Source organism: Streptomyces sp. NPDC033270 (assembly GCF_055576575.1).
Genome location: NZ_JBVIRA010000016.1, coordinates 25,080 through 47,035 on the forward strand (window position 1 = coordinate 25,080; position 21,956 = coordinate 47,035).

24 protein-coding genes are annotated in these 21,956 nt (G+C 70.3%); 8 read left to right on the plus strand and 16 right to left on the minus strand.

Annotation, left to right across the window (positions count from 1 at the left end):
• Positions 1-82: 82 nt before the first annotated feature.
• The 8 genes from ACZ5XZ_RS22185 to ACZ5XZ_RS22220 all read right to left on the minus strand — a co-directional run bounded on the left by ACZ5XZ_RS22185 (position 83) and on the right by ACZ5XZ_RS22220 (position 6,746).
• Complete coding sequence (locus ACZ5XZ_RS22185) at positions 83-1,312, minus strand: cytochrome P450 family protein (protein WP_468980585.1); 1,230 nt, start codon at positions 1,310-1,312, stop codon at positions 83-85.
• Positions 1,237-2,655: a cytochrome P450 family protein gene (locus tag ACZ5XZ_RS22190; RefSeq protein ID WP_468980588.1), complete on the minus strand. Its 1,419-nt coding sequence runs from the start codon at positions 2,653-2,655 to the stop codon at positions 1,237-1,239. The genes ACZ5XZ_RS22185 and ACZ5XZ_RS22190 overlap by 76 nt, the downstream gene beginning before the upstream one ends.
• On the minus strand, positions 2,652-3,278 hold the full coding sequence (locus tag ACZ5XZ_RS22195; RefSeq protein WP_468980590.1) for a GTP-binding protein: 627 nt from the start codon (positions 3,276-3,278) through the stop codon (positions 2,652-2,654). Before ACZ5XZ_RS22195 ends, ACZ5XZ_RS22190 begins: the two co-directional genes overlap by 4 nt.
• Entirely contained in the window at positions 3,253-3,615 is a 363-nt protein-coding gene (locus ACZ5XZ_RS22200; protein WP_384426915.1) for a DUF742 domain-containing protein, read from the minus strand. Before ACZ5XZ_RS22200 ends, ACZ5XZ_RS22195 begins: the two co-directional genes overlap by 26 nt.
• A complete protein-coding gene (locus ACZ5XZ_RS22205) occupies positions 3,612-4,040 on the minus strand; it encodes a roadblock/LC7 domain-containing protein (RefSeq protein WP_384426917.1) in 429 nt (142 codons plus the stop codon). Before ACZ5XZ_RS22205 ends, ACZ5XZ_RS22200 begins: the two co-directional genes overlap by 4 nt.
• Positions 4,037-5,473, minus strand: a complete 1,437-nt coding sequence (locus ACZ5XZ_RS22210) for a sensor histidine kinase (RefSeq protein WP_468980592.1) — start codon at positions 5,471-5,473, stop codon at positions 4,037-4,039. The genes ACZ5XZ_RS22205 and ACZ5XZ_RS22210 overlap by 4 nt, the downstream gene beginning before the upstream one ends.
• 242 nt (positions 5,474-5,715) lie before the next feature.
• Positions 5,716-5,931, minus strand: a complete 216-nt coding sequence (locus tag ACZ5XZ_RS22215; RefSeq protein ID WP_468980594.1) for a DUF397 domain-containing protein — start codon at positions 5,929-5,931, stop codon at positions 5,716-5,718.
• Positions 5,913-6,746 (minus strand): helix-turn-helix domain-containing protein, encoded by an 834-nt coding sequence (locus ACZ5XZ_RS22220; protein ID WP_468980595.1) that lies wholly within the window; start codon positions 6,744-6,746, stop codon positions 5,913-5,915. The genes ACZ5XZ_RS22215 and ACZ5XZ_RS22220 overlap by 19 nt, the downstream gene beginning before the upstream one ends.
• 138 nt (positions 6,747-6,884) lie before the next feature.
• Here ACZ5XZ_RS22220 and ACZ5XZ_RS22225 point away from each other — a divergent pair, with 138 nt between their 5' ends.
• The 4 genes from ACZ5XZ_RS22225 to ACZ5XZ_RS22240 all read left to right on the plus strand — a co-directional run bounded on the left by ACZ5XZ_RS22225 (position 6,885) and on the right by ACZ5XZ_RS22240 (position 9,567).
• Positions 6,885-7,097, plus strand: a complete 213-nt coding sequence (locus tag ACZ5XZ_RS22225) for a hypothetical protein (protein ID WP_468980597.1) — start codon at positions 6,885-6,887, stop codon at positions 7,095-7,097.
• A gap of 81 nt (positions 7,098-7,178) precedes the next feature.
• A complete protein-coding gene (locus ACZ5XZ_RS22230; protein WP_468980599.1) occupies positions 7,179-7,664 on the plus strand; it encodes a cupin domain-containing protein in 486 nt (161 codons plus the stop codon).
• A 237-nt stretch (positions 7,665-7,901) separates the two neighbouring features.
• Positions 7,902-8,648 (plus strand): DNA repair protein RecO, encoded by a 747-nt coding sequence (gene recO, locus ACZ5XZ_RS22235; protein WP_468980601.1) that lies wholly within the window; start codon positions 7,902-7,904, stop codon positions 8,646-8,648.
• A gap of 100 nt (positions 8,649-8,748) precedes the next feature.
• Entirely contained in the window at positions 8,749-9,567 is an 819-nt protein-coding gene (locus tag ACZ5XZ_RS22240; RefSeq protein WP_468980603.1) for an isoprenyl transferase, read from the plus strand.
• Between the two features lie 98 nt (positions 9,568-9,665).
• Here the strand turns inward: ACZ5XZ_RS22240 and ACZ5XZ_RS22245 are convergent, their stop codons facing one another.
• The 4 genes from ACZ5XZ_RS22245 to ACZ5XZ_RS22260 form a co-directional block, all read right to left on the minus strand.
• Positions 9,666-10,094 carry a Fur family transcriptional regulator gene (locus ACZ5XZ_RS22245; protein ID WP_384426931.1) on the minus strand — a complete coding sequence of 143 codons (429 nt, stop codon included), beginning with the start codon at positions 10,092-10,094 and terminating at the stop codon, positions 9,666-9,668.
• Between the two features lie 185 nt (positions 10,095-10,279).
• Positions 10,280-11,179 carry a metal ABC transporter permease gene (locus ACZ5XZ_RS22250; protein ID WP_468980605.1) on the minus strand — a complete coding sequence of 300 codons (900 nt, stop codon included), beginning with the start codon at positions 11,177-11,179 and terminating at the stop codon, positions 10,280-10,282.
• Between the two features lie 13 nt (positions 11,180-11,192).
• Positions 11,193-11,972, minus strand: coding sequence for a metal ABC transporter ATP-binding protein (locus ACZ5XZ_RS22255; RefSeq protein ID WP_468980607.1), 780 nt, complete (start codon positions 11,970-11,972; stop codon positions 11,193-11,195).
• A gap of 41 nt (positions 11,973-12,013) precedes the next feature.
• Positions 12,014-12,976: a metal ABC transporter substrate-binding protein gene (locus ACZ5XZ_RS22260; protein ID WP_468980610.1), complete on the minus strand. Its 963-nt coding sequence runs from the start codon at positions 12,974-12,976 to the stop codon at positions 12,014-12,016.
• A gap of 212 nt (positions 12,977-13,188) precedes the next feature.
• Here ACZ5XZ_RS22260 and ACZ5XZ_RS22265 point away from each other — a divergent pair, with 212 nt between their 5' ends.
• A complete protein-coding gene (locus tag ACZ5XZ_RS22265) occupies positions 13,189-14,571 on the plus strand; it encodes a glycine--tRNA ligase (RefSeq protein WP_384426939.1) in 1,383 nt (460 codons plus the stop codon).
• A 314-nt stretch (positions 14,572-14,885) separates the two neighbouring features.
• Here ACZ5XZ_RS22265 and ACZ5XZ_RS22270 read toward each other — a convergent pair whose 3' ends face one another.
• A complete protein-coding gene (locus ACZ5XZ_RS22270) occupies positions 14,886-15,326 on the minus strand; it encodes a hypothetical protein (RefSeq protein WP_468980611.1) in 441 nt (146 codons plus the stop codon).
• Positions 15,327-15,502: 176 nt separating this feature from the next.
• Between ACZ5XZ_RS22270 and ACZ5XZ_RS22275 the strand changes: the two genes are divergently transcribed.
• The 3 genes from ACZ5XZ_RS22275 (at position 15,503) to ACZ5XZ_RS22285 (ending at position 18,461) form a co-directional block, all read left to right on the plus strand.
• Positions 15,503-16,729 carry a sensor histidine kinase gene (locus ACZ5XZ_RS22275; protein ID WP_468980613.1) on the plus strand — a complete coding sequence of 409 codons (1,227 nt, stop codon included), beginning with the start codon at positions 15,503-15,505 and terminating at the stop codon, positions 16,727-16,729.
• An 8-nt stretch (positions 16,730-16,737) separates the two neighbouring features.
• Positions 16,738-17,376: a response regulator gene (locus tag ACZ5XZ_RS22280; RefSeq protein ID WP_468980897.1), complete on the plus strand. Its 639-nt coding sequence runs from the start codon at positions 16,738-16,740 to the stop codon at positions 17,374-17,376.
• Positions 17,377-17,567: 191 nt separating this feature from the next.
• Positions 17,568-18,461: a D-alanyl-D-alanine carboxypeptidase family protein gene (locus ACZ5XZ_RS22285; protein WP_468980615.1), complete on the plus strand. Its 894-nt coding sequence runs from the start codon at positions 17,568-17,570 to the stop codon at positions 18,459-18,461.
• Between the two features lie 166 nt (positions 18,462-18,627).
• Here ACZ5XZ_RS22285 and ACZ5XZ_RS22290 read toward each other — a convergent pair whose 3' ends face one another.
• The 3 genes from ACZ5XZ_RS22290 to ACZ5XZ_RS22300 all read right to left on the minus strand — a co-directional run bounded on the left by ACZ5XZ_RS22290 (position 18,628) and on the right by ACZ5XZ_RS22300 (position 21,911).
• Positions 18,628-19,209, minus strand: coding sequence for a TetR/AcrR family transcriptional regulator (locus ACZ5XZ_RS22290; RefSeq protein WP_384426948.1), 582 nt, complete (start codon positions 19,207-19,209; stop codon positions 18,628-18,630).
• Between the two features lie 92 nt (positions 19,210-19,301).
• Positions 19,302-20,306: an aldo/keto reductase gene (locus tag ACZ5XZ_RS22295; protein ID WP_468980616.1), complete on the minus strand. Its 1,005-nt coding sequence runs from the start codon at positions 20,304-20,306 to the stop codon at positions 19,302-19,304.
• A gap of 153 nt (positions 20,307-20,459) precedes the next feature.
• On the minus strand, positions 20,460-21,911 hold the full coding sequence (locus tag ACZ5XZ_RS22300) for an MFS transporter (protein ID WP_468980618.1): 1,452 nt from the start codon (positions 21,909-21,911) through the stop codon (positions 20,460-20,462).
• Positions 21,912-21,956: the final 45 nt, after the last annotated feature.

Below are 21,956 nucleotides of genomic sequence, written 5' to 3' on the forward strand. Positions count from 1 at the left end.
CCACCCGGAAGGTGGCGGGGCGTCGGCCGTGCGCGGCACGGAACGGCGTCAGGACGCGGCCGGTGTCAGACAGCGCCCGATATCAAGACGTGGCCGGCGTCAGACGGATCGGCAGGCTGCGCAGCCCGGTCGTGATGAACCCGGCCGACGGCTCCAACTCCTCCTCGGACACCGCCAGTTCGAGGTCCGGGAACCGGTCGAAGAGCGCCGGAAGGGCGAGCCGCGTCTCCATCCGGGCCAGCGGGGCGCCCAGGCAGTGGTGGACACCGTGGCCGAAGCTGAGGTGCTCCACGTTCGGGCGCCGGACGGAGAACTCGCCCCCGGTGGGCCCGTGCTGCTCGGGGTCGCGGCCGGCCGCCACGAACGACGGCAGGATCGCGTCGCCCTTGCGGATGGTGGGACCGTCCGGGATCTCGATGTCCTCGACGGCGAAGCGCAGCGGCAGGTTGGCGACGCTGGGGGACCAGCGGAGGGTCTCCTCGATGACGTCGTTCCAGGAGGCCTGCCCGGCGCGCACCTGCTTGAGCTGCTCGGGGTGCGTCAGCAGATTGTGCACCGCGTTGCCGATGAGGTTGACGGTGGTCTCGTGTCCGGCGACCAGGACCAGGAGCAGCGTGTCCAGCAGCTCCTGCTCGCTCATCTTCTGGCCGTCCTCGTCCCGCGAGGTCACCAGCAGGCTGGTCAGGTCCTCGGCGGGCTGCCGGCGCTTGAGCGCGACCAGACCGCGCAGCAGCTCATGGGTGGCCATCAGCGTCTTCCCGGCCTCTTCCGGGTCGACGCTGGTCATGATGATCTCGGCGAGCCGGGCCAACTCCGTGCGGGTGTCGTCGCTCGGAATGCCGAACAGCTCGCAGATGACCTGCATGGGCAGCGGGTGCGCGAAGCCCGCGCGCAGGTCGGTGACCGAACCGGCCGGGGCCGCCGCGAGGTCCTCGATCAGGGCCGCGGTGATCCGCTCGACCGACGGCTGCATGGCCTCGGTACGGCGGGCGGTGAAGGCCGGCGCGATGAGCTTGCGCAGCCGCCGGTGGTCCTCGCCGTACGCGGTGAACATGTTGGTGACGCCGACCCAGGTCGCCAGCCAGCCGTCCTGGTACTCGCCGCGCTGCCAGGCGGGCCAGTGTTTGCGGGGGTCCTTCGAGACGCGCGGGTCGGTCAGCAGCTGCTTGATGAGGGCGTGGCTGGTGATCGACCAGGCCTCGGGGCCCTGGGGGATCCGGACGCGGGTGACCGGCCCTAGCCGACGGAGGCGCTCGGCCTCGGCGTAGACGTCGGATCCGGTGGGGTCGAGGGCGACGAGCTGTTGTCCCATGGGGTGGCTCCTGCCTGATCGGGGGTGATGGGAGTGAAGCGGGCCGGGAGAGCGGTCAGGGCCCGTTGGAAGGCGCCGGGGCGCCAGCTCAACTCCTCTACGGGTACGGCGAGTTCAATGTCGGAGAGCCAGGCGGTGAGACGTTCGATCGCGGTGGTGGCGATCACCAGCGCATGCCGCGGCACCGGGCAGGCATGGGGGCCTGACGCCCAGGTCAGATGCGCGCCGCTGCCCGAGCCGCTGTCCAGGGAGACCTCCCCGAACTGGGTGTTGGCCGCCGCGTAGGAGACCAGCACCAGCTGCCCCTTGCGCACCCAGGTGCCGTGGAAGAACACATCGCGGCGGGCGTAGTGCGCGGAGTACTGGCCCATCGGCGGGTCGTTCCACAGCACCTGGTTGATGGCGTCCTGCACGGTCAGCGCGCCGCCGGACAGGGTGCTGTAGTAGCGGTCGTCGGAGAGCATCCGCGACAGCGCGTTGGCGATGAGGTTGGCCAGCGGCTCGTTGCCCGCGGCCATCGTCACCACGATCTGCGCGATGACCTCCTCGTCGCTCAGACCGTTGGGGTGGTCCAGGAACCAGGACGTCAGGTCCGCGCCGCGCTGCGCCTTCTTCCGGCCCACCAGCTCCATGATGTACGCCGAGAACGCCGCGTCGGCGGCCGCCGCCTCCTCCGGCGTGGCACCGTCCATCAGCCCGCCGATGGCCGCGATCAGCGCCTCGCCGTACTCGTCCGGCATACCGAAGAGGTTGTTGAACATCAGCAGCGGAAGCTGCTGGGCGTAGGCGGACATCAGGTCCACCTCGCCTGTCGCGCCGAACTTCTGGATGAGGGAGTCCGCGGCGTTGCGGACCCGCGCCCGCAGCTCCTGCGGCTCGACGAGCCGGAAACTGTCGGTGATCACCTGGCGGTAGCGGCGGTGCACCTCCCCGTCGTTGAACAGGGCGTTCGGCCGCCAGCCCAGCATCGGCATGACCGCCGTGTCGGGCGGCACCGTCTCCATCCAGGCCCGGGAGTCCTTGGACCAGGTGGTCTCGTCGTTCAGCAGGTCGAGCGCGGCCCGGTAGTCGATGACCAGCATCGCGGTCACGCCGGTGGCGATCTCCACCGGGGCCAGGGCGCCGTACTGCCGCAGATAGGCGTAGTAACGGTGCGGGTCGGCGGCGAACTCCGGGTCGTACAGCCTGACGAGCGAGTGGCCTTCGGCCTGGTCCAGCGGATGGCCGCCCGGCGCGGGGGCGCCCTGGGCGAGGGCGTCCGCCGCCCCGGCGGCCGCTGTGCCCTGGGCGTGGGCGGGGCAGCCGGGTGGTGGGGTGGCACCCGGCTCGTACGGGGAAGTCACGAGGTCTGGTTCTCCTGGGGCGTGTGGGCGAGAACGTGCCCGACGAGCGCGATCAGCGCATCGACGGACTGGTCCCGGTCGCGGGCGTCGCACATCACCAGCGGCGTCTCGTGGTGCAGGTCGAGGGCTTCACGGAGCTGCGGCACGTCGTAGTGCGGCGCGTCGGGGAAGGTGTTGACCGCGACCGCGTAGCGCAGGCCCGCCTCCTCGATGATGTCCATCACCTCGAAGGAGTCCGCGAGGCGCCGGGTGTCGGCGAGGACGAGCGCGCCCAGCGCGCCGCGGGCGATGTCCTGCCACAGCGGGCGGAATCGTTTCTGTCCAGGGGTGCCGAACAGGTACAGCACCAGATCACCGGGCAGGGTGAGCCGCCCGAAGTCGATGGCGACGGTGGTCGTGGTCTTCTCCCGCACACCGGCGAGGTTGTCGACGAACGCACCGGACTGCGTCATCACCTCCTCGGTGTGCAGCGGCGGGGTCTCCGAGAGCGCGCGGATGAGCGTGGTCTTCCCGACCCCGAACGGCCCCGCGACCAGGAGCTTGACCAGGGTCTGGTCGGCTCCCGAGAGGTACATGCCGTCGGTGGCGGCTGCGTTGCTAGGACTTGAGAGAGCGGAGTCCATCGAGAACCCTCTCCAGGATCTGCCGGTCGAATTGCTCGGCTTCGGGGATGGGGACACGGGCGTGCAGCCGCCCGGCATCGACGAGGTCGGCGACCAGGACCTTCACCACGCTGACGGGCAGCTGAAGGTGGGCGGCGACCTCCGCCAGAGACAGCGCCCCGGGCTGCAGCAGCTCCAGGATGCGGTGCTCTTCCGGGCGTACCTCACTGGTGATCGGCATCCCCGCGCTGTGCAGCAGGGTGAGCCGGTCCAACGTGTTACGGCTGGGCTGGGCGCGTCCGCCGGTCGCCAGATAGGCCGGTACGAGGCGCCTTCCGCTGCTCTGGCGCGGCGTCATGCCGGCGTACCGAGGTCCCGAGCCGGGCTGTTCATGACCTTGCTGCCCAGGGTCGTGACCTGGATCTGCATGTGGTGCGCGACGACGCCCATGTTCACCTCCGGGCCGCAGAAGACGGCCAGGCAGGTGTTCTCGCCGGCCGGTATCGCGAAGACGAAGCCCTCGTCGGACTCGATGACGGTCTGCCGCAGCCTGGCGTCGTCCTTGCCGGCGAACGCCGCGGTGACGGCGCGGCCGGCGCCCTGCAGCGCGGACATCATCGCGGCGACACCCTCGGCGGAGTCCCGGGTCAGGCCCGGTGAGGCGCCCTCGATGAAGCCGTCGCCGGAGATCACGGCTGCGTGGATAACATGCGGCAGCTCCAAGAGGGGGGCCAGCACCCAGGACTTGTCCTCGGTGACGCGGCGGCGGGTCGGGCTGTTCATGGCTGGACGTTCCCTTCGGGACTGCGAGGGGCTTCTGACTGGGCTGCCGCGCGGCCGGACTCGGTGCCCTGCTGGAGTGCGGCCCAGCGAGAGGCGGCCTCCTCCGGGGAACGTTCGTGGACGGGCTCGGTGCGCGGCAGACTCTGTTCCTGCTCGGCCGTCGGCTGCCGGCGGCGCCTGCGCGGCAGTCCGCCCTCGGCGGAGGCCGCCGCGGCGTCGGGCTGCGCGGGCACGCCGTGTGCCGGAGCGGCCGGAGCGGGGGTGTGCGGTGTGGGGGGAGTGTGGGCGGCGGCTCCGGTCGGGAGTACGGCGGGCCGCTCGGACGCGCCGGAACGGCGCGGCATCGGAGCCATCACGGACATGGGCTGGGCGCTCTCGTCGAGGACGGTGAGGAGGGGGTCACCCGGGATGTAGACAACGGCCCGCACGCCGCCGTACGGCGACGACTCGATGTGCACGCCGAAGCCGTACTGGCGCACCAGCTGGCCGGCCGCCGCGAACCCGGACCGCGGCGGATCACCGAGCTGCGTCAGCAGCAGGTCCGCATCGCTCGCCAGCAGCTCCATGGCGGCCTTGACCTCGTCCTCGTGCATCCCGACGCCGTAGTCGTCGATGATCACCGACGCACCGCGGTTGCCCTGCTGCAGCGTGACGGTGACGGGCAGCTCCCGGTGGGAGTGGTGCAGCGCGTTGGCGAGCAGCTCGGTGACGGTGATCGCGATCGGCTCGACGGCCCGGGCGACCACCGCGACGGGGTCGCGCAGCTGGTTGCTGACCTGTACGCGCTCGTAGCCGCGCAGCCGCGAGGCGGCGCCGACCACCAGCTCGGAGAGGTAGGAGTCCTCCCGGGTCAGGCCCGGCCAGGCGCCGCACACCACACCGGTGGCCTGGATGCGCCGCAGCGCCTGCTCGTTGAGGAAGTCGGCGGCCAGCAGGTCCTGGGCGACGTTGGGGTCGTCGTAGCGGTGCTGCATGTCCTGCAGCGCCGTCTGGAGACGGTAGAGCAGCGCCTGAATGGTCGTGGTCGCGCCGCGCAGCGTGGACTGCGCCGCCGCGTCGACCCGGGACCGCTCCTTGGTGATGGCCCCGCCGACCTGCTCCAGTACGGCGCTGAGCGCCTGGTCGGTCTCGGACCCGGCGAACCGGGCGTCCAGCAGCCCGCGTACGGGCACGTGCGGGTGGGCCAGCGCCATCGTGAGGTCGGGCAGCCTGGTCCCGGCCAGGTGCCGGATCTCGGCCTCGGTGGCGCGCAGCCGGGCCGAGAGCTCCGTATTGCTGTGGAGCGTGGCGCTGTTCTGTTCCTCAGCGGCAGCGAGACGGGCCGTCAGGGCCTTGCGTTGTCCGTTGGCCCGGATCGTGAGCGCCGCCAGGACCAAGGCGGCGGCCGTACCTGCGCTGAGGCACCACAACAGCGCCTCCGGTATGGATGTCATCGAGATCCTCTATATGGGGACTGAGGGGGGCGGCCGGCCATCACGGCTTCGTGGTGCCGATCATCACGGGATGCTACCGGGGAGTTGACGAGCCGTAAGGGCCGATCGAGGGGGGTGACCGAGAAGTGCGGAAGGTCACGTTCCGCCCACGATGCACTGGACCATAACGTGATGTGGCCCTGTCATCCAGGAGAGATGGCAGGGCCCTTGTGCGCTTGTTGTGACGGCTCGGTGAAGGCCGGTCAGGCAGCCGTGAACCGCGCTTTCTTGACGGCGTCGACGAAAGCGGACCAGGCGGACGCGGAGAACGTCACGGCCGGACCGTGGGGGACGGTCTTGCTGTCGCGGACGGGGACCAGGCCTGGGAAGTCGTGAGCGACCTCGATGCAGTTGCCGTTGTTGTCGTCGCTGTAGCTGCTTTTGCGCCACTGGGCAGTGCTCAGGTCGAACTCACGCATCGTCTGTAGTCCTCCGCCGCCGATTCGATCAGGGCTAGGGCCGCCTCCGGCGACAGCGCGGCGGCCCTGAACAGATCGTAGGCTTCCTGTGCGCGCTTCACTACGGCAGGATCGTCCAGCAAATTCCCCGAATACACGCCTTCTGTATAGGCGGTCGGCGGGGCGTCCTCGAACTCCATGAGTCGCAGCGACTTACCCATGACTGGATACGCCCCTGCGGCGAAGGGGAGGACCTGCAGCAGGATCTTCCGTTCGCGTGTGAGCTTCACGACGTGTTCCAGCTGCTCGGCCATTACGGCCGGTCCGCCTACTGGCACCCGCAGTGCGGCCTCGTGCAGCACTGCCCAATACATGGGCCGCGTCGCATCCTTGAGGATGACCGCGCGGTCCTGACGGGACTGGACTCCCGCTTCGATCGACTCGTCGGTGGCGAAGGGATCGCCCGCGCATTTGAGTGCGCGCGTGTACGCCGCTGTCTGCAGCAGCCCCGGCACAATCATCGGCTCGAACTCGCAGATCTTCGTCGCCAGCCGCTCCAGCTCCGCGACCTGTGCGAAGTAATCGGCGTACCGCTTGTCGTCGATCAGCTTCCGCCAGGCCCGCTCGAAAAAGCCGTCGGTTTGCAGTACCTCGTCGATCCGGATCGCCACGTCCAGCTGCGGCTTGCGGATCGCCTGCTCGAACTGGCCGATGTAGCCGCCGGAGACGAACACCCGCCGCCCCAGCTCGCCCTGCGTCAGTCCGGCGAGCTCCCGGCGGTACTTGAGTTCCGCGCCCCAGTGCTCCCATGCCGCCATGCGTGAGCCATTGGCCATGACTGATTCCCTCTAACTCCCACCGTGTGCACGGCAGTTGTAGTGCCGATCCCGTGCCGATCCCCTTGCACAGCGTAGTTCCGCAGCGTCACGCTCTGCATGCAAACCGTGAACAACCCTGCGAAAAGGCGGACGCTCATGAACCACCTCAAGGAAGTCGATGCCGTGACGACGGAACTGCGCGAGGCCCTCGCCGGCGCGGGGGTCGTCCTGCCGTCGCTGCGCCCCGACCCCGTCTCGATCGCGCACCGCTACAACCCACCGCTCGTCGAGCTGGGCCGCTGCTCGATGGAGGTCGCCCGCCAGCTGACCGCGGCGCTGTCGCGGCAGTCGCGGGGCGAGCGGCCCTAGGCCCACCCGGACGGCGGCCTTCCATCGGCTGACCAGCGGGAACACATGTGGAAGCTACGAGGGTCAGGAAGGAGCGACTGCATGGCGAAGAACTCCGCGAAGAACTCCGTCGTACGCCGAAAGGGCGACGGCGACGCATTCTGGCTGATGAACGGTCTCTACGAGGTCAAGGCGTCCGGTGACGAGACCAATGGCGAGATGACCGTCATGGAGATGACCATTCCGGAGGGAGGAGGCCCACCGCCGCACATCCACCCCGGAACCGAGAGTGTCTACGTCGTCGAGGGAACGCTGCGCTACCACATCGGCAACGAGACATTCGAAGGCGGACCCGGATCGTTCTTCCACATCCCCGCGGGGACGCTGGAGCGATACGAACCTACGAGCACGGTCCGTATGGTGATCACCTACACGCCGGGGGGCATCGACAAGTTCTTCGCCGAAGCCGGTGAACCGGCCCAGCGACGCGAGCTGCCACCGCCGTCGGCTACGTCCGTGGACGTCGAGCGCATGGTGGAGGTCGGCCGACGGCACGGCATCGACATGAGGCCCCTGCACCTGGCCTAGTACCGGCGGAATTCGACGGTGATGCCGTCCATTCGACGGTGATGCCGTTCACGCGGACGCCGACCCCCACCGGCCCCTTCCCACCCGCCCACGGGAGGGGCCGCGCCGCAGGACGAAGTCCGGAGGAGCGGCACCGCAGCCGACACACAAACGCCCGCCGCAGGCGTAACGGCGACAAACCCCCATGGCGGGACAGCCGACAACGTGGGCACCCGCGCCATGCGGAACAATGGCGCCATGAGTCTGTTCCGCGACGACGGCATCGTGCTGCGCACCCAGAAGCTGGGTGAGGCGGACCGGATCATCACGCTGCTCACCCGCGGCCACGGCCGGGTCCGGGCGGTGGCCCGGGGCGTACGGCGTACGAAGTCGAAGTTCGGGGCGCGGCTGGAGCCGTTCTCGCATGTGGACGTGCAGTTCTACGCCCGCGGCAGCGAACTGATCGGGCGCGGCCTGCCGCTGTGCACACAGAGCGAGACGATCGCCGCGTACGGCGGCGGGATCGTCACCGACTACGCCCGCTACACCGCCGGCACGGCCATGCTGGAGACCGCCGAGCGGTTCACCGACCACGAGGGCGAGCCGGCCGTACAGCAGTATCTGCTGCTGGTCGGCGGCCTGCGGACGCTCGCGCGCGGCGAGCACGCCCCGCACCTCGTCCTGGACGCCTTCCTGCTGCGCTCGCTCGCCGTCAACGGCTACGCGCCGAGTTTCGACAGCTGTGCGCGGTGCGGGCTGCCCGGCCCCAACCGGTTCTTCTCCGTGGCGTCGGGCGGAGTGATATGCGGCGACTGCCGGGTCCCCGGAAGCGTCGTACCCTCCTCAGAGGCCATCGGGCTCCTCAGCGCGCTGCTGACCGGCGACTGGGGGACCGCGGACGCCTGCGAGGCCCGTCACGCCCGGGAGGGCAGCGGGCTGGTCACGGCGTATCTGCACTGGCATCTGGAGCGGGGCCTGCGCTCCCTCCGGTACGTAGAGCAATAGCGCACAAGCACACAACGCACCACATAACGCAATTACATAACGCACCACATAACGCATCACATAACGAACCCCGAAGCGACACATAGGAGACGTGGGCCGCATGGCACGACGCGGGATTCTGGGCCGTAATCGGCGCGAGTACGAGACGCCCGAGCCGCACCCTTCCGGTGCGCGGCCGCCGAAGATCCCCGGTGATCTGGTCCCGAACCATGTGGCCGTCGTCATGGACGGCAACGGCCGGTGGGCCAAGGAGCGCGGGCTGCCGCGCACCGAGGGCCACAAGGTCGGCGAGGGCGTCGTCCTGGACGTGCTCAAGGGCTGCATCGAGATGGGCGTGAAGAACCTCTCGCTCTACGCCTTCTCGACGGAGAACTGGAAGCGGTCGCCCGACGAGGTCAAGTTCCTGATGAACTTCAACCGGGACGTGATCCGGCGGCGGCGCGACGAGATGGACGCGCTGGGCATCCGCATCCGCTGGGTCGGGCGGATGCCGAAGCTGTGGAAGTCCGTGGTGCAGGAGCTCCAGATCGCGCAGGAGCAGACCAAGAACAATGACGCGATGACGCTGTACTTCTGCGTGAATTACGGCGGTCGCGCGGAGATCGCGGATGCGGCGGCGGCCATCGCCGCGGACGTACGGGCCGGGAAGCTGGACCCGTCGAAGGTCAACGAGAAGACCGTCGCGAAGTACATGTACTACCCGGACATGCCGGATGTGGACCTCTTCGTGCGGCCGTCCGGCGAGCAGCGGACCTCGAACTACCTGATCTGGCAGAGCGCGTACGCCGAGATGGTGTTCCAGGACATTCTGTGGCCGGACTTCGACCGCCGGAACCTGTGGGACGCGTGCCTGGAGTACGCCAAGCGGGACCGCCGTTTCGGGGCGGCGCCGGCACCGGACGGCCACCCGGCCACGTAAGGCAGCGCGACCACGACACGGGCCGCCCCCCTTCGCGGGAGGCGGCCCGTGTGCGTTGGTCCTGCTGTTGCTTGGGTCCTGCGGCTACTTCCCTGCTGCTACTTCTCCTCGGCGGCCCGCTCGGCGCACTCCCCGCACGTCCCGAAGATCTCGATGGTGTGGGCCACGTCCCGGAAGCCGTGCTCCGCGGCGATCTGGTCGGCCCACTTCTCCACCGCGGGGCCCTCGACCTCGACGGCCTTGCCGCAGGATCGGCACACCAGGTGGTGGTGGTGATCGTCGGTGCTGCACCGGCGGTAGACGGCCTCGCCGTCGCTGGTGCGCAGTACATCGACCTCGCCGGCGTCGGCGAGGGACTGCAGAGTGCGGTAGACGGTGGTCAGCCCGACCGAGTCACCGCGGTGCTTGAGCATGTCGTGCAGTTCCTGGGCACTGCGGAACTCGTCCACCTCGTCGAGTGCGGCGGACACCGCGGTCCGCTGCCGCGTCGACCGGCCGCGTACCGGAGATCCCGCGCTCGTCGCCACCGTTGCCTCCCTAGGACGGCAGGGACCTCTCCCTGCACATGCGTCCCGCCATTGTGCCAGGTGATGCCCGGATCCCCGGTGGGACGCTTACACCTGCGCGGACATCTCCCCGTACCCCCGTGGGCACATCTGCACGTGCCCCTTTACGTATATCTATGCGCCGATCCGTGCGGGCTTAGGCGGCGCTATCCGGCCACCTTCACGTCGTCCGCGGCGGTGCGGCCGCCGGGTACCTCCAGGGTGCACCCCGTACCGGGCTGGGCGGCAGCCCTGGCGCGCCTTTTCGCCAGCGGCCCGGCGAGCGCGGTGAAGACGCCGAACAGGCCGATGGCGAGCAGCACGATCGTCGCGCCGGACGGCACGTCCACGTAGTACGAGGTGGTGGTGCCCGTAAGAGTGACCGCCACACCGATGGCCACGGCCACCGTGAAGGTGACCGCGAAGCTGCGACTGATCTGCTGCGCGGCCGCGACCGGGATCACCATCAGGGCGCTGACCAGCAGCAGGCCGACGACGCGCATGGCGACGGTGACGGTGACCGCGGCGGTCACGGCGATCAGGAGGTTCAGCAGCCGCACCGGCAGGCCGGTCACCCGGGCGAACTCCTCGTCCTGGCAGACGGCGAACAGCTGGCGGCGCAGGCCGACGGTGACCGCCAGTACCAGCGCGGCGAGCACGCAGATCGTCGTCATGTCCTGCGGCGAGACGGTGGTGATCGAGCCGAAGAGGTAGGTGCCGAAGTTGGCGTTGGAACCGGCGTCGGACAGGCTCATCAGCATCACGCCGCCCGCCATGCCGCCGTAGAACAGCATGGCCAGCGCGAGGTCGCCGCGGGTCTTGCCGTACCAGCGGATCAGCTCCATGACGACGGAGCCGGTGACGGCGACGGCGGTGGCGACCCAGACGGGGCTCTGGTTGAGCAGGAAGCCGAGGCCGACGCCGGTGAGCGCGACATGGCCGATGCCGTCGCCCATCAGGGCCTGGCGGCGCTGGACGAGGTAGATGCCGATGGCGGGGGCGGTGACGCCGACGATCAGGGCGGCGATCAGGGCCCGCTGCATGAAGGGGTAGCTGAGGATTTCCATGGCGATACAGCCCCTAGGTCAGCAGGCCGGTGCGGAGCGGTTCCGCGGCGGCGTCGGCGTGTGGGTGGACGTGGTCGTGGCCGGGCAGGGCGTGCTGGCCCACGGCCTTGGGCGGCCGGCCGTCGTGGACGACGCAGCCGTCGCGCAGCACCACCGCGCGGTCGATCAGCGGCTCCAGCGGGCCCAGCTCGTGCAGGACGAGCAGGACCGTGGCGCCGGCGGCGACCTGCTCGCGCAGGGCGGCGGCGAGCACCTCCTGGCTGGCCAGGTCGACGCCGGCCATCGGCTCGTCCATGATCAGCAGTTCCGGTTCGCCGGCCAGGGCCCTGGCTATCAGCACCCGCTGGTGCTGTCCGCCGGAGAGCGCGTCGACGGCGTCCTTGGCGCGGTCGGCCATCCCCACCAGCTCCAGGGCGCGATGTACGGCGACCCGGTCGGCCTTGCGCAGGATGCCCAGCTTCGTACGGGCCAGGCGGCCGGCGGTGACGACCTCGCGGACGGTGGCGGGGACCCCGCCGGCCGCGGTGGTGCGCTGCGGGACGTACCCGATCCGGGCCCAGTCCTTAAAGCGGCGGAACTCCGTACCGAAGAGGGACAGCGCGCCGCCGGTGAGCGGGACCTGGCCGATCACCGAGCGCACGGCGGTGGACTTGCCCGACCCGTTGGCGCCCAGCAGCGCGACGACCTCGCCGGAGCGGACGGTGAGATCGACGCCGCGCAGCACGGGGCGGGCGCCCAGGGAGGCGGTGGCGCCGCGCAGGTCGATGACCGGCTGGGGTTGCGGCTGGTTCACGGTGTCCTCCGTAACGGGCTGGGGTGGTGGGGCGGAGCTGCTCACTTGCTGCCGAGGGCCTTCTGCAGCGCGGCGAGGTTGGCGCGCTGCACGCCGAAGTAGTCCTTGCCGCGGGACTTGGCGGTGATCCCCTCCAGCGGGTCGAGCACATCGGTCTTCAGGTGCAGATCGCCGGCCAGGGTCCGGGCGGTGGCCGGGTTGGCGATCGTCTCGAAGAAGACCGTGGAGACGTGGTGCTCCTCGGCGAGGGAGTGCAGGCTCCGGACGCGGTGGGCGCTGGGCTCGGACTCGGGGTCGAGGCCGCTGATGGCCTCCTCGGTGAGGCCGTAGCGCTCGGCGAGGTAGCCGAAGGCGGCGTGGGTGGTGATGAAGGTGTCGGACGCCCGGTTCTTCAGCCCGTTCTTGAAGTCGGCGTCCAGCGCCTGGAGCTTCTTCACCAGCGCGTCGGTGTTCTTCTGGTAGTCGGCCTTGTGGCCCGGGTCGGCCTTGGCGAGGGTCTTGTTGACGCCCTTGGCGACCTCGGCGTACTTCACCGGATCCAGCCAGATGTGCGGGTCTTTTCCGCCCTCGGACTCGGCGTGCGCGTGGTGGTCGCCGTCGGCGTGGTCGTGGCCGTCGACCTCGGTGCCGTGGGCTTCGAGGGAGGTCAGGGCCGCCGCGTCGGCGACGTTCTCGACGCCGGACTGGGCGATCGCGCTGTCCACGGCGGGCTGCAGGCCCTTGAGGTAGACCACCGCGCCGGCCGCGCTGAGCTCGGCGGTCTGCTGCGCGGTGAGGGTCAGGTCGTGCGGCTCGACACCGGGCTTGGTGAGGCCGGTCACCTCGACGTGGTCGCCGCCGATCTGCTCGGCGAGGAATTCCATGGGGTAGAAGGACGCCGACACCTTCAGCTTGCCGTCATCCGTGTGCGTCGCGTCGGCCGTGGAGCAGGAGGTAAGGGCCAGGAGGCCGAGTACCGAGGCTCCGGCGACGGCGGCGGTGGATATGTGACGGCGTATGTTCATGACAGTCATTTTCAACAAACTTGGAAACGGTTGTCAACAAACCGGGGGCGGGTGTGAGCGGGGCGACAGCGGTACGGAAACCGATTTGGTCTGGGGGGTGCGCCCGCCGGTACCCTGAACTATTCGTCCATCCGTCTCCCGACCACCCCCCAGCGCGAGACGTCAGGGCGTCTGCCCAATTCATCGTTCGTCGTCGTAATGAAGAGAGCACCGTGGCCGCCGACAAGATCGATACCATCGTCAGCCTGAGCAAGCGCCGTGGCTTCGTATACCCCTGCAGTGAGATCTACGGCGGCTCTCGGGCTGCCTGGGACTACGGTCCGCTGGGCGTCGAGCTCAAGGAGAACATCAAGCGTCAGTGGTGGCGCTCCATGGTCACCTCGCGCGACGACGTCGTCGGTCTCGACTCGTCGGTGATCCTGGCCCCCGAGGTGTGGCAGGCGTCCGGCCACGTCGCCACCTTCACCGACCCGCTCACCGAGTGCACCTCCTGCCACAAGCGCTTCCGCGCGGACCACCTGGAGGAGGCGTACGAGGCCAAGCACGGCAAGCTCCCCGAGAACGGCCTCGCCGACATCAACTGCCCGCACTGCGGCAACAAGGGCGGCTTCACCGAGCCCAAGCAGTTCTCCGGCCTGCTCTCCACCCACCTCGGCCCGTCGCAGGACACCGCCTCGGTCGCCTACCTGCGCCCCGAGACCGCCCAGGGCATCTTCACCAACTTCGCCCAGGTCCAGCAGACCTCCCGCAAGAAGCCGCCGTTCGGCATCGCGCAGATGGGCAAGTCCTTCCGGAACGAGATCACTCCGGGCAACTTCATCTTCCGCACCCGCGAGTTCGAGCAGATGGAGATGGAGTTCTTCGTCAAGCCGGGCGAGGACGAGAAGTGGCAGGAGTACTGGATGGAGCAGCGCTGGAACTGGTACGTCGACCTCGGTATCCGCGAGGAGAACATCCGCTGGTTCGAGCACCCGGCCGAGAAGCTCTCGCACTACTCCAAGCGCACGGCTGACATCGAGTACCGCTTCAACTTCGGCGGCACCGAGTTCTCCGAGCTGGAGGGTGTGGCCAACCGTACCGACTACGACCTGGGCGCGCACTCCAAGGCGTCCGGCCAGGACCTCTCCTACTTCGACCAGGAGGCCGGCGAGCGCTGGACTCCGTACGTCATCGAGCCGGCGGCCGGTGTGAACCGCGCGATGCTGGCCTTCATGCTCGACGCGTACGTCGAGGACGAGGCGCCCAACGCCAAGGGCAAGATGGAGAAGCGCACGGTCATGCGGCTCGACCCGCGCCTGGCGCCGGTCAAGGTCGCGGTCCTGCCGCTGTCCCGCAACCCGCAGCTGTCGCCGAAGGCCAAGGGCCTCGCCGCGGACCTGCGCAAGAACTGGAACATCGAGTTCGACGACGCGGGCGCCATCGGCCGCCGCTACCGCCGCCAGGACGAGATCGGCACGCCGTTCTGCGTCACGGTCGACTTCGACACCCTCGACGACAACGCCGTCACCGTGCGCGAGCGCGACACGATGAAGCAGGAGCGGGTGTCCCTGGACCAGATCCAGTCGTACCTGGGCGGGCGACTGCTGGGCTGCTAGTCCCTTGGGGGCGTCGGCGTAGCCGCGATCAGTCCCTGGTGGGGGCGGCGGCGACGTAGCCTCGACGCATCACCGCTGAGCGCCGGTCGGGCTCGGAGTCATCCGGGTCCGATCGGCGCTTTTGTGTGGGGTGTGGGGAGTGGGGTCGGGAGGAGTGCCGCTCGCTGCCTCCATGAGGAGGGCCGCTCCCTCTGCCCCCGCGAGGAATACCGTTCCCTGCCCCCACGTTGTGGCCCCGCAGGGGGGCCTCGCGACCCCTACGGGATGTGTTCGCCCACCCCCTAAGTGCCCCCCGCCCCCCGCACCCACCCCGACTACCCCCGCGACGGCCGCGCCGCGAGCCAGGTGCACAGGGCCGCCAGGGGGAGTTCGGCCGCGACGGCCATGGCTATGGCGGTGGCCAGTTCCGGGCCGGGGGCGGCGGTGGCGAGGTCGATGCAGGCGTCGGCGAGGAGGAGGACGGCCGCGGCGGCCGCGGGCGCGCGGTGGCGGAGGCCGCCGCGCAGCAGGCGGGTGCCGGCGGCCAGGAGGGCGGCGGCCTCCAGCGCGTCGAGGGCGACCCAGGCGGCCGCCTCGGCGGGCGGCAGTGTGCCGGCGAGGTAGCCGAGCCAGGGGAGCAGGGCGAGACCGGCGCCCGCCAGGACGCGGCCCTGCCACCGGCGGGCGGTGGCGACCCGTGCGGGCCCGTGGCAGGCCACCGGAGGCGTCGCGTAACGTCCGTCGTGCGCAGGGGAGTTGAGGGCGGTGAAAGCCATGGCAGGGGTCTCTTCCGGTGTCTGGAACCCGGCCGTCGGGCTCGTGATCAAGACTCCGGTTTTCGCCGGCCGCAGTCAGTAACGCCGCTGTCCGACCTGGGGTGGCACCAGCTACACCCCTCGTACGGCAACGGGCTTCATGGCGGCCCGCGGCGCCCGGCATCTACGGTTGGATCATGAAATTCCCGCCCCGGCTGCGGCGCGTGCTCACCCGGCTGACCCGCGATACGTCCTTCCTCGCCCTGGGGGCGCCGCTGCACCTGTTCATCGGGTTCCTGCTGTTCATGCTCTTCGGTCTCGTATGGGAGATCGTCGAGGGGCACGACGCCAGCGTCCCGGTGGTCCTGGGCTTCACGGTGGCGCTGACGGTGCTCTCCGTGCCGGCGCTGACCGCCGCCCAGCGCTGGCGCTTCCGGCAGCTGCTCGGGATCGACATCCCCCGCCCCGGATGGCGGCGGCCGCAGCGGCAGTTCGGTTACCACTGCCTGGTCGGCACGCTGCTCGGCGGGCTCGAAGTGCTGCTGCTGTCCCTGCTGCTCTCGGGCCTGGCCGCCGCCACGGTGTACGCATGGATATGGGGGGTGCCCTGGACCTGGCGGGCCGACCACCCCGGCTACACCACCCAGGCGTTCTACGTCACGCTCGCCGGCCTGGCCGCGCTCGCCGCGGTCCCCGCCCTCGCCGCGGCCCTGGTGCGTCTCGAAACGCGCCTCGGGCCCGATCTGCTGGGGCCCGACCCGAGCGCGGACCTGGTGCGGCGGGTGGCCGACCTCACCGAGAGCCGCGCCGGGGCGGTGGACGCCGCGGATGCCGAACGGCGGCGCATCGAACGCGATCTGCACGACGGGGCGCAGCAGCGACTGGTGTCGCTGGCGCTGAATCTGGGGCTGGCCAAGGCCACGCTGACGGATCTGCCGCCGGAGGTGCGGGAGGTCATCGACACCGCGCACCGCGAGGCGAAGGAGGCGATCGAGGAGCTGAGCAGCCTGGTGCGGGGCCTGCACCCCGCCGTACTGGACGAGCTGGGGCTGGACGCGGCGCTCTCCGGACTCGCGGCCCGTGCGCCGCTGCCCGTACGGCTGCGGGTGGACCTGCCGCCGGAGCTGCCGCAGCGGGTGACGCCGGCCGTCGAGGCGGTCGCGTACTTCGTCGTCTCCGAGGCGCTGACGAACATCGCCAAGCACGCGCCGCAGGCGACCAGGGCGGATGTGACGGTCACCCGGCTCGGCGGGATACTGCGGGTGGTGATCGCCGATGACGGTATGGGCGGGGCCGATCCGTCCAAGGGGAGCGGTCTGACGGGCCTCGCCCAGCGCGTGCGGTCCGTGGACGGAACATTCCGGATGAGCAGCCCCGTGGGGGGCCCGACCATGATGAGCGTGGAGCTGCCGTGCCCGATGTGAGGCGTGCCGTGATCGCCGAGGACTCCGTCCTGCTGCGGATCGGGCTGGTCAAGGTGGTGGAGATGGCCGGGTTCGAGGTGGTGGCCGAGTCCGGGGACGCGCAGGGGCTGCTGGCGGCGGTCGAGGAGCACCGGCCGGACCTGGCGGTGGTGGACGTACGGATGCCGCCCGGCTTCACGGACGAGGGGGTGCGGGCGGCGCTGTCGATCCGCCGGCAGTGGCCCGGCACGGCGGTGCTGATGCTCTCCCAGTACGTCGAGGAGCGCTACGCGGCCGATCTGCTGGCCACGAACACCAGCGGGGTGGGCTATCTGCTCAAGCAGCGGGTGGCGGATGTCGAGGAGTTCATCGAGGCGCTGCGGCGGGTGGCCGACGGCGGCACCGCGCTCGACCCTCAGGTCGTCGCCCAGCTGCTGGTGCGGCGGGCGAGCGATCCGCTGGAGCGGCTGACGGCCCGCGAACGGGACGTGCTCGCCCTGATGGCCGAGGGCCGCTCCAACGCGGGGATCGCCGCCCAGCTGGTGGTGAGCGAGAGCGCGGTCGCCAAGCACATCAACAACATCCTCGCCAAGCTCGACCTGCCGAAGGCCGACGGCGATCACCGGCGGGTGCTGGCGGTGCTGCGCTTCCTCGGGGTGGGCGCCTGATCCGTCGCGTGACGTGTCGTCGTTGACGTGGTGTGAGCTGCTGCCCGCCCGCCGTGGTTCCGCCGTGTGAAATGGCGGAAATAAAAGCCGTCGGCGCGCATCCATTGGTCTGTCTCAGGCGTCTCACGACCGAGCGGCTTTCTCATATGGGCCGCACTGCAGGCGTATCAGGGGTATTTGGAGTATTCAATTTGAAAACTGGCATCAAGGGCATTCGTCGCGTCTCCGCGGTTGCCCTCACCGCGGGAGCCGTCCTGACGGCAGGGGTGTTCGCCGCCCCGGCGCAGGCCGCCACGCTCCCGACGCCCACGGTCGCCGCCAAGGGCGGTTTCGTGATGAACAACGGCACGGGTAAGACGCTGTACACCAAGGCCGCGGACACCCGTCGCTCCACCGGCTCCACCACCAAGATCATGACGGCCCGGGTGGTGCTCGCGCAGCCGAACCTCAACCTGGACTCCAAGGTCACGGTCCAGAAGGCGTACAGCGACTACATCGTCAACAACGACTGGGCCTCGTCGGCCCGGCTGATCGTCGGCGACAAGGTCACGGTCCGTCAGCTGCTGTACGGGCTGATGCTGCCCTCGGGCTGCGACGCGGCGTACGCGCTGGCGGACAAGTTCGGCAGCGGGTCCACGCGGGAAGCGCGCGTGAAGTCGTTCATCGGCAAGATGAACTCCACCGCCAGGAGCCTCGGGCTGACGAACACCCACTTCGACTCGTTCGACGGCATCGGGCACGGTGCGAACTACTCGACGCCGCGCGATCTGACCAAGCTGGCCAGCAGCGCGATGAAGTACTCCACGTTCCGCAGCGTCGTGAAGACGAAGTCGACGAAGCAGAAGGTCACCACCAAGAGCGGTGGTTACCGCTACATGGAGTGGACCAACACCAACGGCCTGCTCGGCAGCTACTCCGGCACCATCGGCGTCAAGACCGGCTCGGGTCCGGAGGCCAAGTACTGCCTGGTCTTCGCCGCCACCCGGAACGGTAAGACCGTCATCGGCACGGTCCTGGCCTCCACCTCGGTCGCCAACCGCACGGCGGACGCCAAGAAGCTGATGGACTACGCCTTCAAGAAGTAACCCGGGCGAGCCTTCGGCCCGAACCGGGCCGGGCGTGGGGCCTGTTCGCGACCGTACGGTCGCGGGCGGGCCCCTTCGCCGTTCCGGCGGCGGTTTGGGCAGCGGTTCGGGCGGGCGGTTTCGGTAGCGGTCGCGGGGCCGGGCCTCGTCGGGGTCCCTGGGTGCCTCAGCTGCGCAGGCCCCGGAGGACCAGTTCGCGGACGGCCTCGAAGTCGGCGGTGATCTCCGGTCGGGACCACTCGGGGGCGTAACACGGGTCGTGGAAGCGGCCGGTGGCGTCGAAGACGGCGCGGGCGGCGATGGCGGGGGAGGGGGTCTGGAAGGCGCCCTGGCTGACGCCGGCCTCGATGATGACGGCGAGCTGGGACTCCAGGTCGGTGACGTGCCGGTCGACCACACCGCCGCTCTCGCCGATCAACGTCATGTACGTGGCGAACAGTTCGGGGTCGTCGCCGGCCTTGTGCCGCTTGGCCTCGAAGAGGGCGGTCAGCCAGCGGTCCAGGCGCTCGGGGGCCGGGCCCTCCTCCGCGACGATGACCGACAGCTCCTGGCTCGTACGGTCCAGCCAGCGCGCGGTGACCGCCTCCCGCAGCGCCGCCTTCGTGCGGAAGTGGCGGTAGACGCTGCCGTGGCTGACGCCCAGGGCGCGTGCCACGTCCACGACCGTGGCCTTGGCCGGGCCGTAGCGGCGCAGTACCTCCTCGGTGGCTTCGAGGATGCGCTCGGGGGTCAACGTCTCGGGGGGCATGGGGCGGGAGGCCTTTCGGAGCAGGCGGGCGGGGCGGCGGGCGCCAGGTACCTACGGACGGTACCTGGCCCGTGCCCCCGTGCGCCCGCCGGTCAGCGCTCGCTGTCCAGATGAGCCATCTGATCGGTCGGGTAACGGTCGCCGGCGGCGGCGTCGGCCGGGACCGCCTGCTCGATCGCGGCCAGCTCCCCGGCGTCCAGGCCGACGTCGAGGGCGCCGAGCGCCTCGGTCAGACGGTCGCGCCGGCGGGCACCGACCAGCGGGACGATGTCCTCGCCGCGGGAGAGCACCCAGGCGATGGCGGTCTGGGCGACCGAGACGCCCTTCTGCTCGGAGACCTTGCGCAGCGCGTCGACCAGATCGAGGTTCCGCGCGAGGTTCTCGCCCTGGAAGCGCGGGCTCATCCCGCGGAAGTCGTTCGCGGCGAGCTTGCGGTCACGGCTGAAGTGGCCGCTGATCAGGCCGCGGGAGAGCACACCGTACGCGGTGATGCCGATGCCCAGCTCGCGGGCGGTGGGCAGGATCGCGTCCTCGATGCCTCGGGAGATGAGGGAGTACTCGATCTGGAGGTCGGAGATCGGGGCGACGGCGGCGGCCCGGCGCAGGGACTCCGCGCCCACCTCGGAGAGGCCGATGTGCCGCACATGGCCGGCCTCGACCAGCTCGGCGATGGCGCCGACGGTCTCCTCGATCGGCACGTCCGGGTCGATACGGGCGATCCGATAGATGTCGATGTGGTCGGTGCCCAGGCGCTGGAGGGAGTACGCGGCGAAGTTCTTCACCGCGTTCGGCCGGCCGTCATAGCCGGTGAAGCCGCCCTCGATCGTGCGCAGGGCGCCGAATTTGACGCTGGTCTGCGCCTTCTCGCGGGCCGCCGCGGGGGCGGTGCGCAGGGCTTCGTTGATCAGTAGTTCGTTGTGGCCCATGCCGTAGAAGTCGCCGGTGTCGAGCAGCGTGATGCCGGCGTCGAGGGCGGCGTGGATGGTGGCGATGGACTCGCTGCGGTCGCTGTCGCCGTAGAGGGCGGACATGCCCATGCAGCCGAGGCCGAGGGCGGAGGTCTGCGGGCCGCTGGTGCCCAGGGTGCGGGTCTGCACTGCGTACTCCTGAGAGAGGTCGGGGGTGCGGTGCATTCACTATGACATGACGGCTGACAGATTTCAATATCTGTCAGCCGTCATATGTGGCGAGGGTGGAAGCTGCGCGTGGCCCTCTCTCCCGGTTGCCGTGCCCCCGCGCCTTCTCGCAGGTCAGCGCAGCGTGCGGGGCAGGCGCAGGGCCAGCGCCGTCGTGCCCGCGACGATCGCCAGCTGGGTCAGCAGGGTCGCGAGCAGCGCATCGCGGATGCCGATGGTGGGCAGCAACGCGAGGAAGAGGGTGCCCAGGGTCGCCACCCCCAGGGCGAGGCCGGACTGCTGGGTGGTGACCATGACGCCGCCGCCCACGCCCGCCTGCGCCACCGGCAGTTCGCTCAGCACGATGCGCAGCAGCACCGGCAGCACCATGCCCTGGCCGAAGCCGAGCACCGCCATGCTCGGCGCGAGACCGGCCACCGAGGTGCCGGGCCAGCTCGCGTGCACGGTCAGCGCCAGGGCGATCAGCCCGGCCCCCTGGATCAGCGAACCGGCGATCACCACCCGCCGCCCGAACCGCCGTACCAGCCGCGGCCCGGCGAGCGAGGCGAGGAAGAAGGTGACGCAGAGCGGTGCCAGCGACAGCCCGGCCGCGAACGGGCCGTAGTGCAGACCGTTCTGCAGGGCCACGGCCACCACGAACATGAATCCCCCGAAGCCCAGCGAGAACGGGACGATCATGGCCAGGCCGCTGTTCACGGAGGGGATGCGCAGCAGGGACGGCGGTACCAGGGGCGTACGGCCGGCGCGTTCCGCGCGGCGCTCGACGTGCAGGAACGCGGCGCCGGCGAACGGGAAGACGGCCAGCAGGACCCAGGACCACAGCGGCCAGCCGGCCGCCCGGCCCTCGGTCAGCGGCAGCAGCAGGGTGATCAGGGTGGTGGCGAGCAGTACGGTGCCGGGAACGTCGGCCCGGGCCGGGCGCGGGGAGCGGGTCTCGGGGACCGTACGGGCCGCCAGCAGCCAGGCCGCCGCGGCGATCGGGACGTTCACCAGGAAGACCGCACGCCAGCCGGTGCCCGCCAGGTCGGCGGAGACCAGCAGACCGCCGAGCACCTGGCCGACGGCGCTGGAGACACCGGCCGTGCCGCCGTACAGGCTGACGGCCTTGGCGCGCCGCCTGCCGGCGGTGGTGGCCTGGATGGTGGCCAGGACCTGCGGCAGCAGCAGCGCGGCCGCCGCGCCCTGGGCCACCCGGGCGCCCACCAGAGTTCCCGCGTCCGGAGCGAGACCGCAGGCCAGCGAGGTCAGCCCGAAGGCGGCCAGGCCCCACAGGAACAACCGACGGCGGCCGATGGTGTCGCCGAGCCGGCCACCGAGGACCAGCAGCGTCGCGTACGCGACCCCGTAACCGGCCACCACCATCTCCAGCATCGCGGGGCCCGCGTGCAGATCGTGGTCGATGGTCGGCAGGGCGACATTGACGATGAAGAAGTCGATCAGGGGCAGGGCCGCGCCCAGCAGGACGGTCAGCAGGCCGAGTGGGGTCAGCGCGGCCGTGGCGGGGTGCTGCCGCGGGGCGTCCGCCGGGGCTTTGAGGACGGTGGTCTGTGTTCCGGTATCGCTCACGGGGTCGACGATCGTCGACCGCCCAGAGGGGTACCAGAGTGTCCT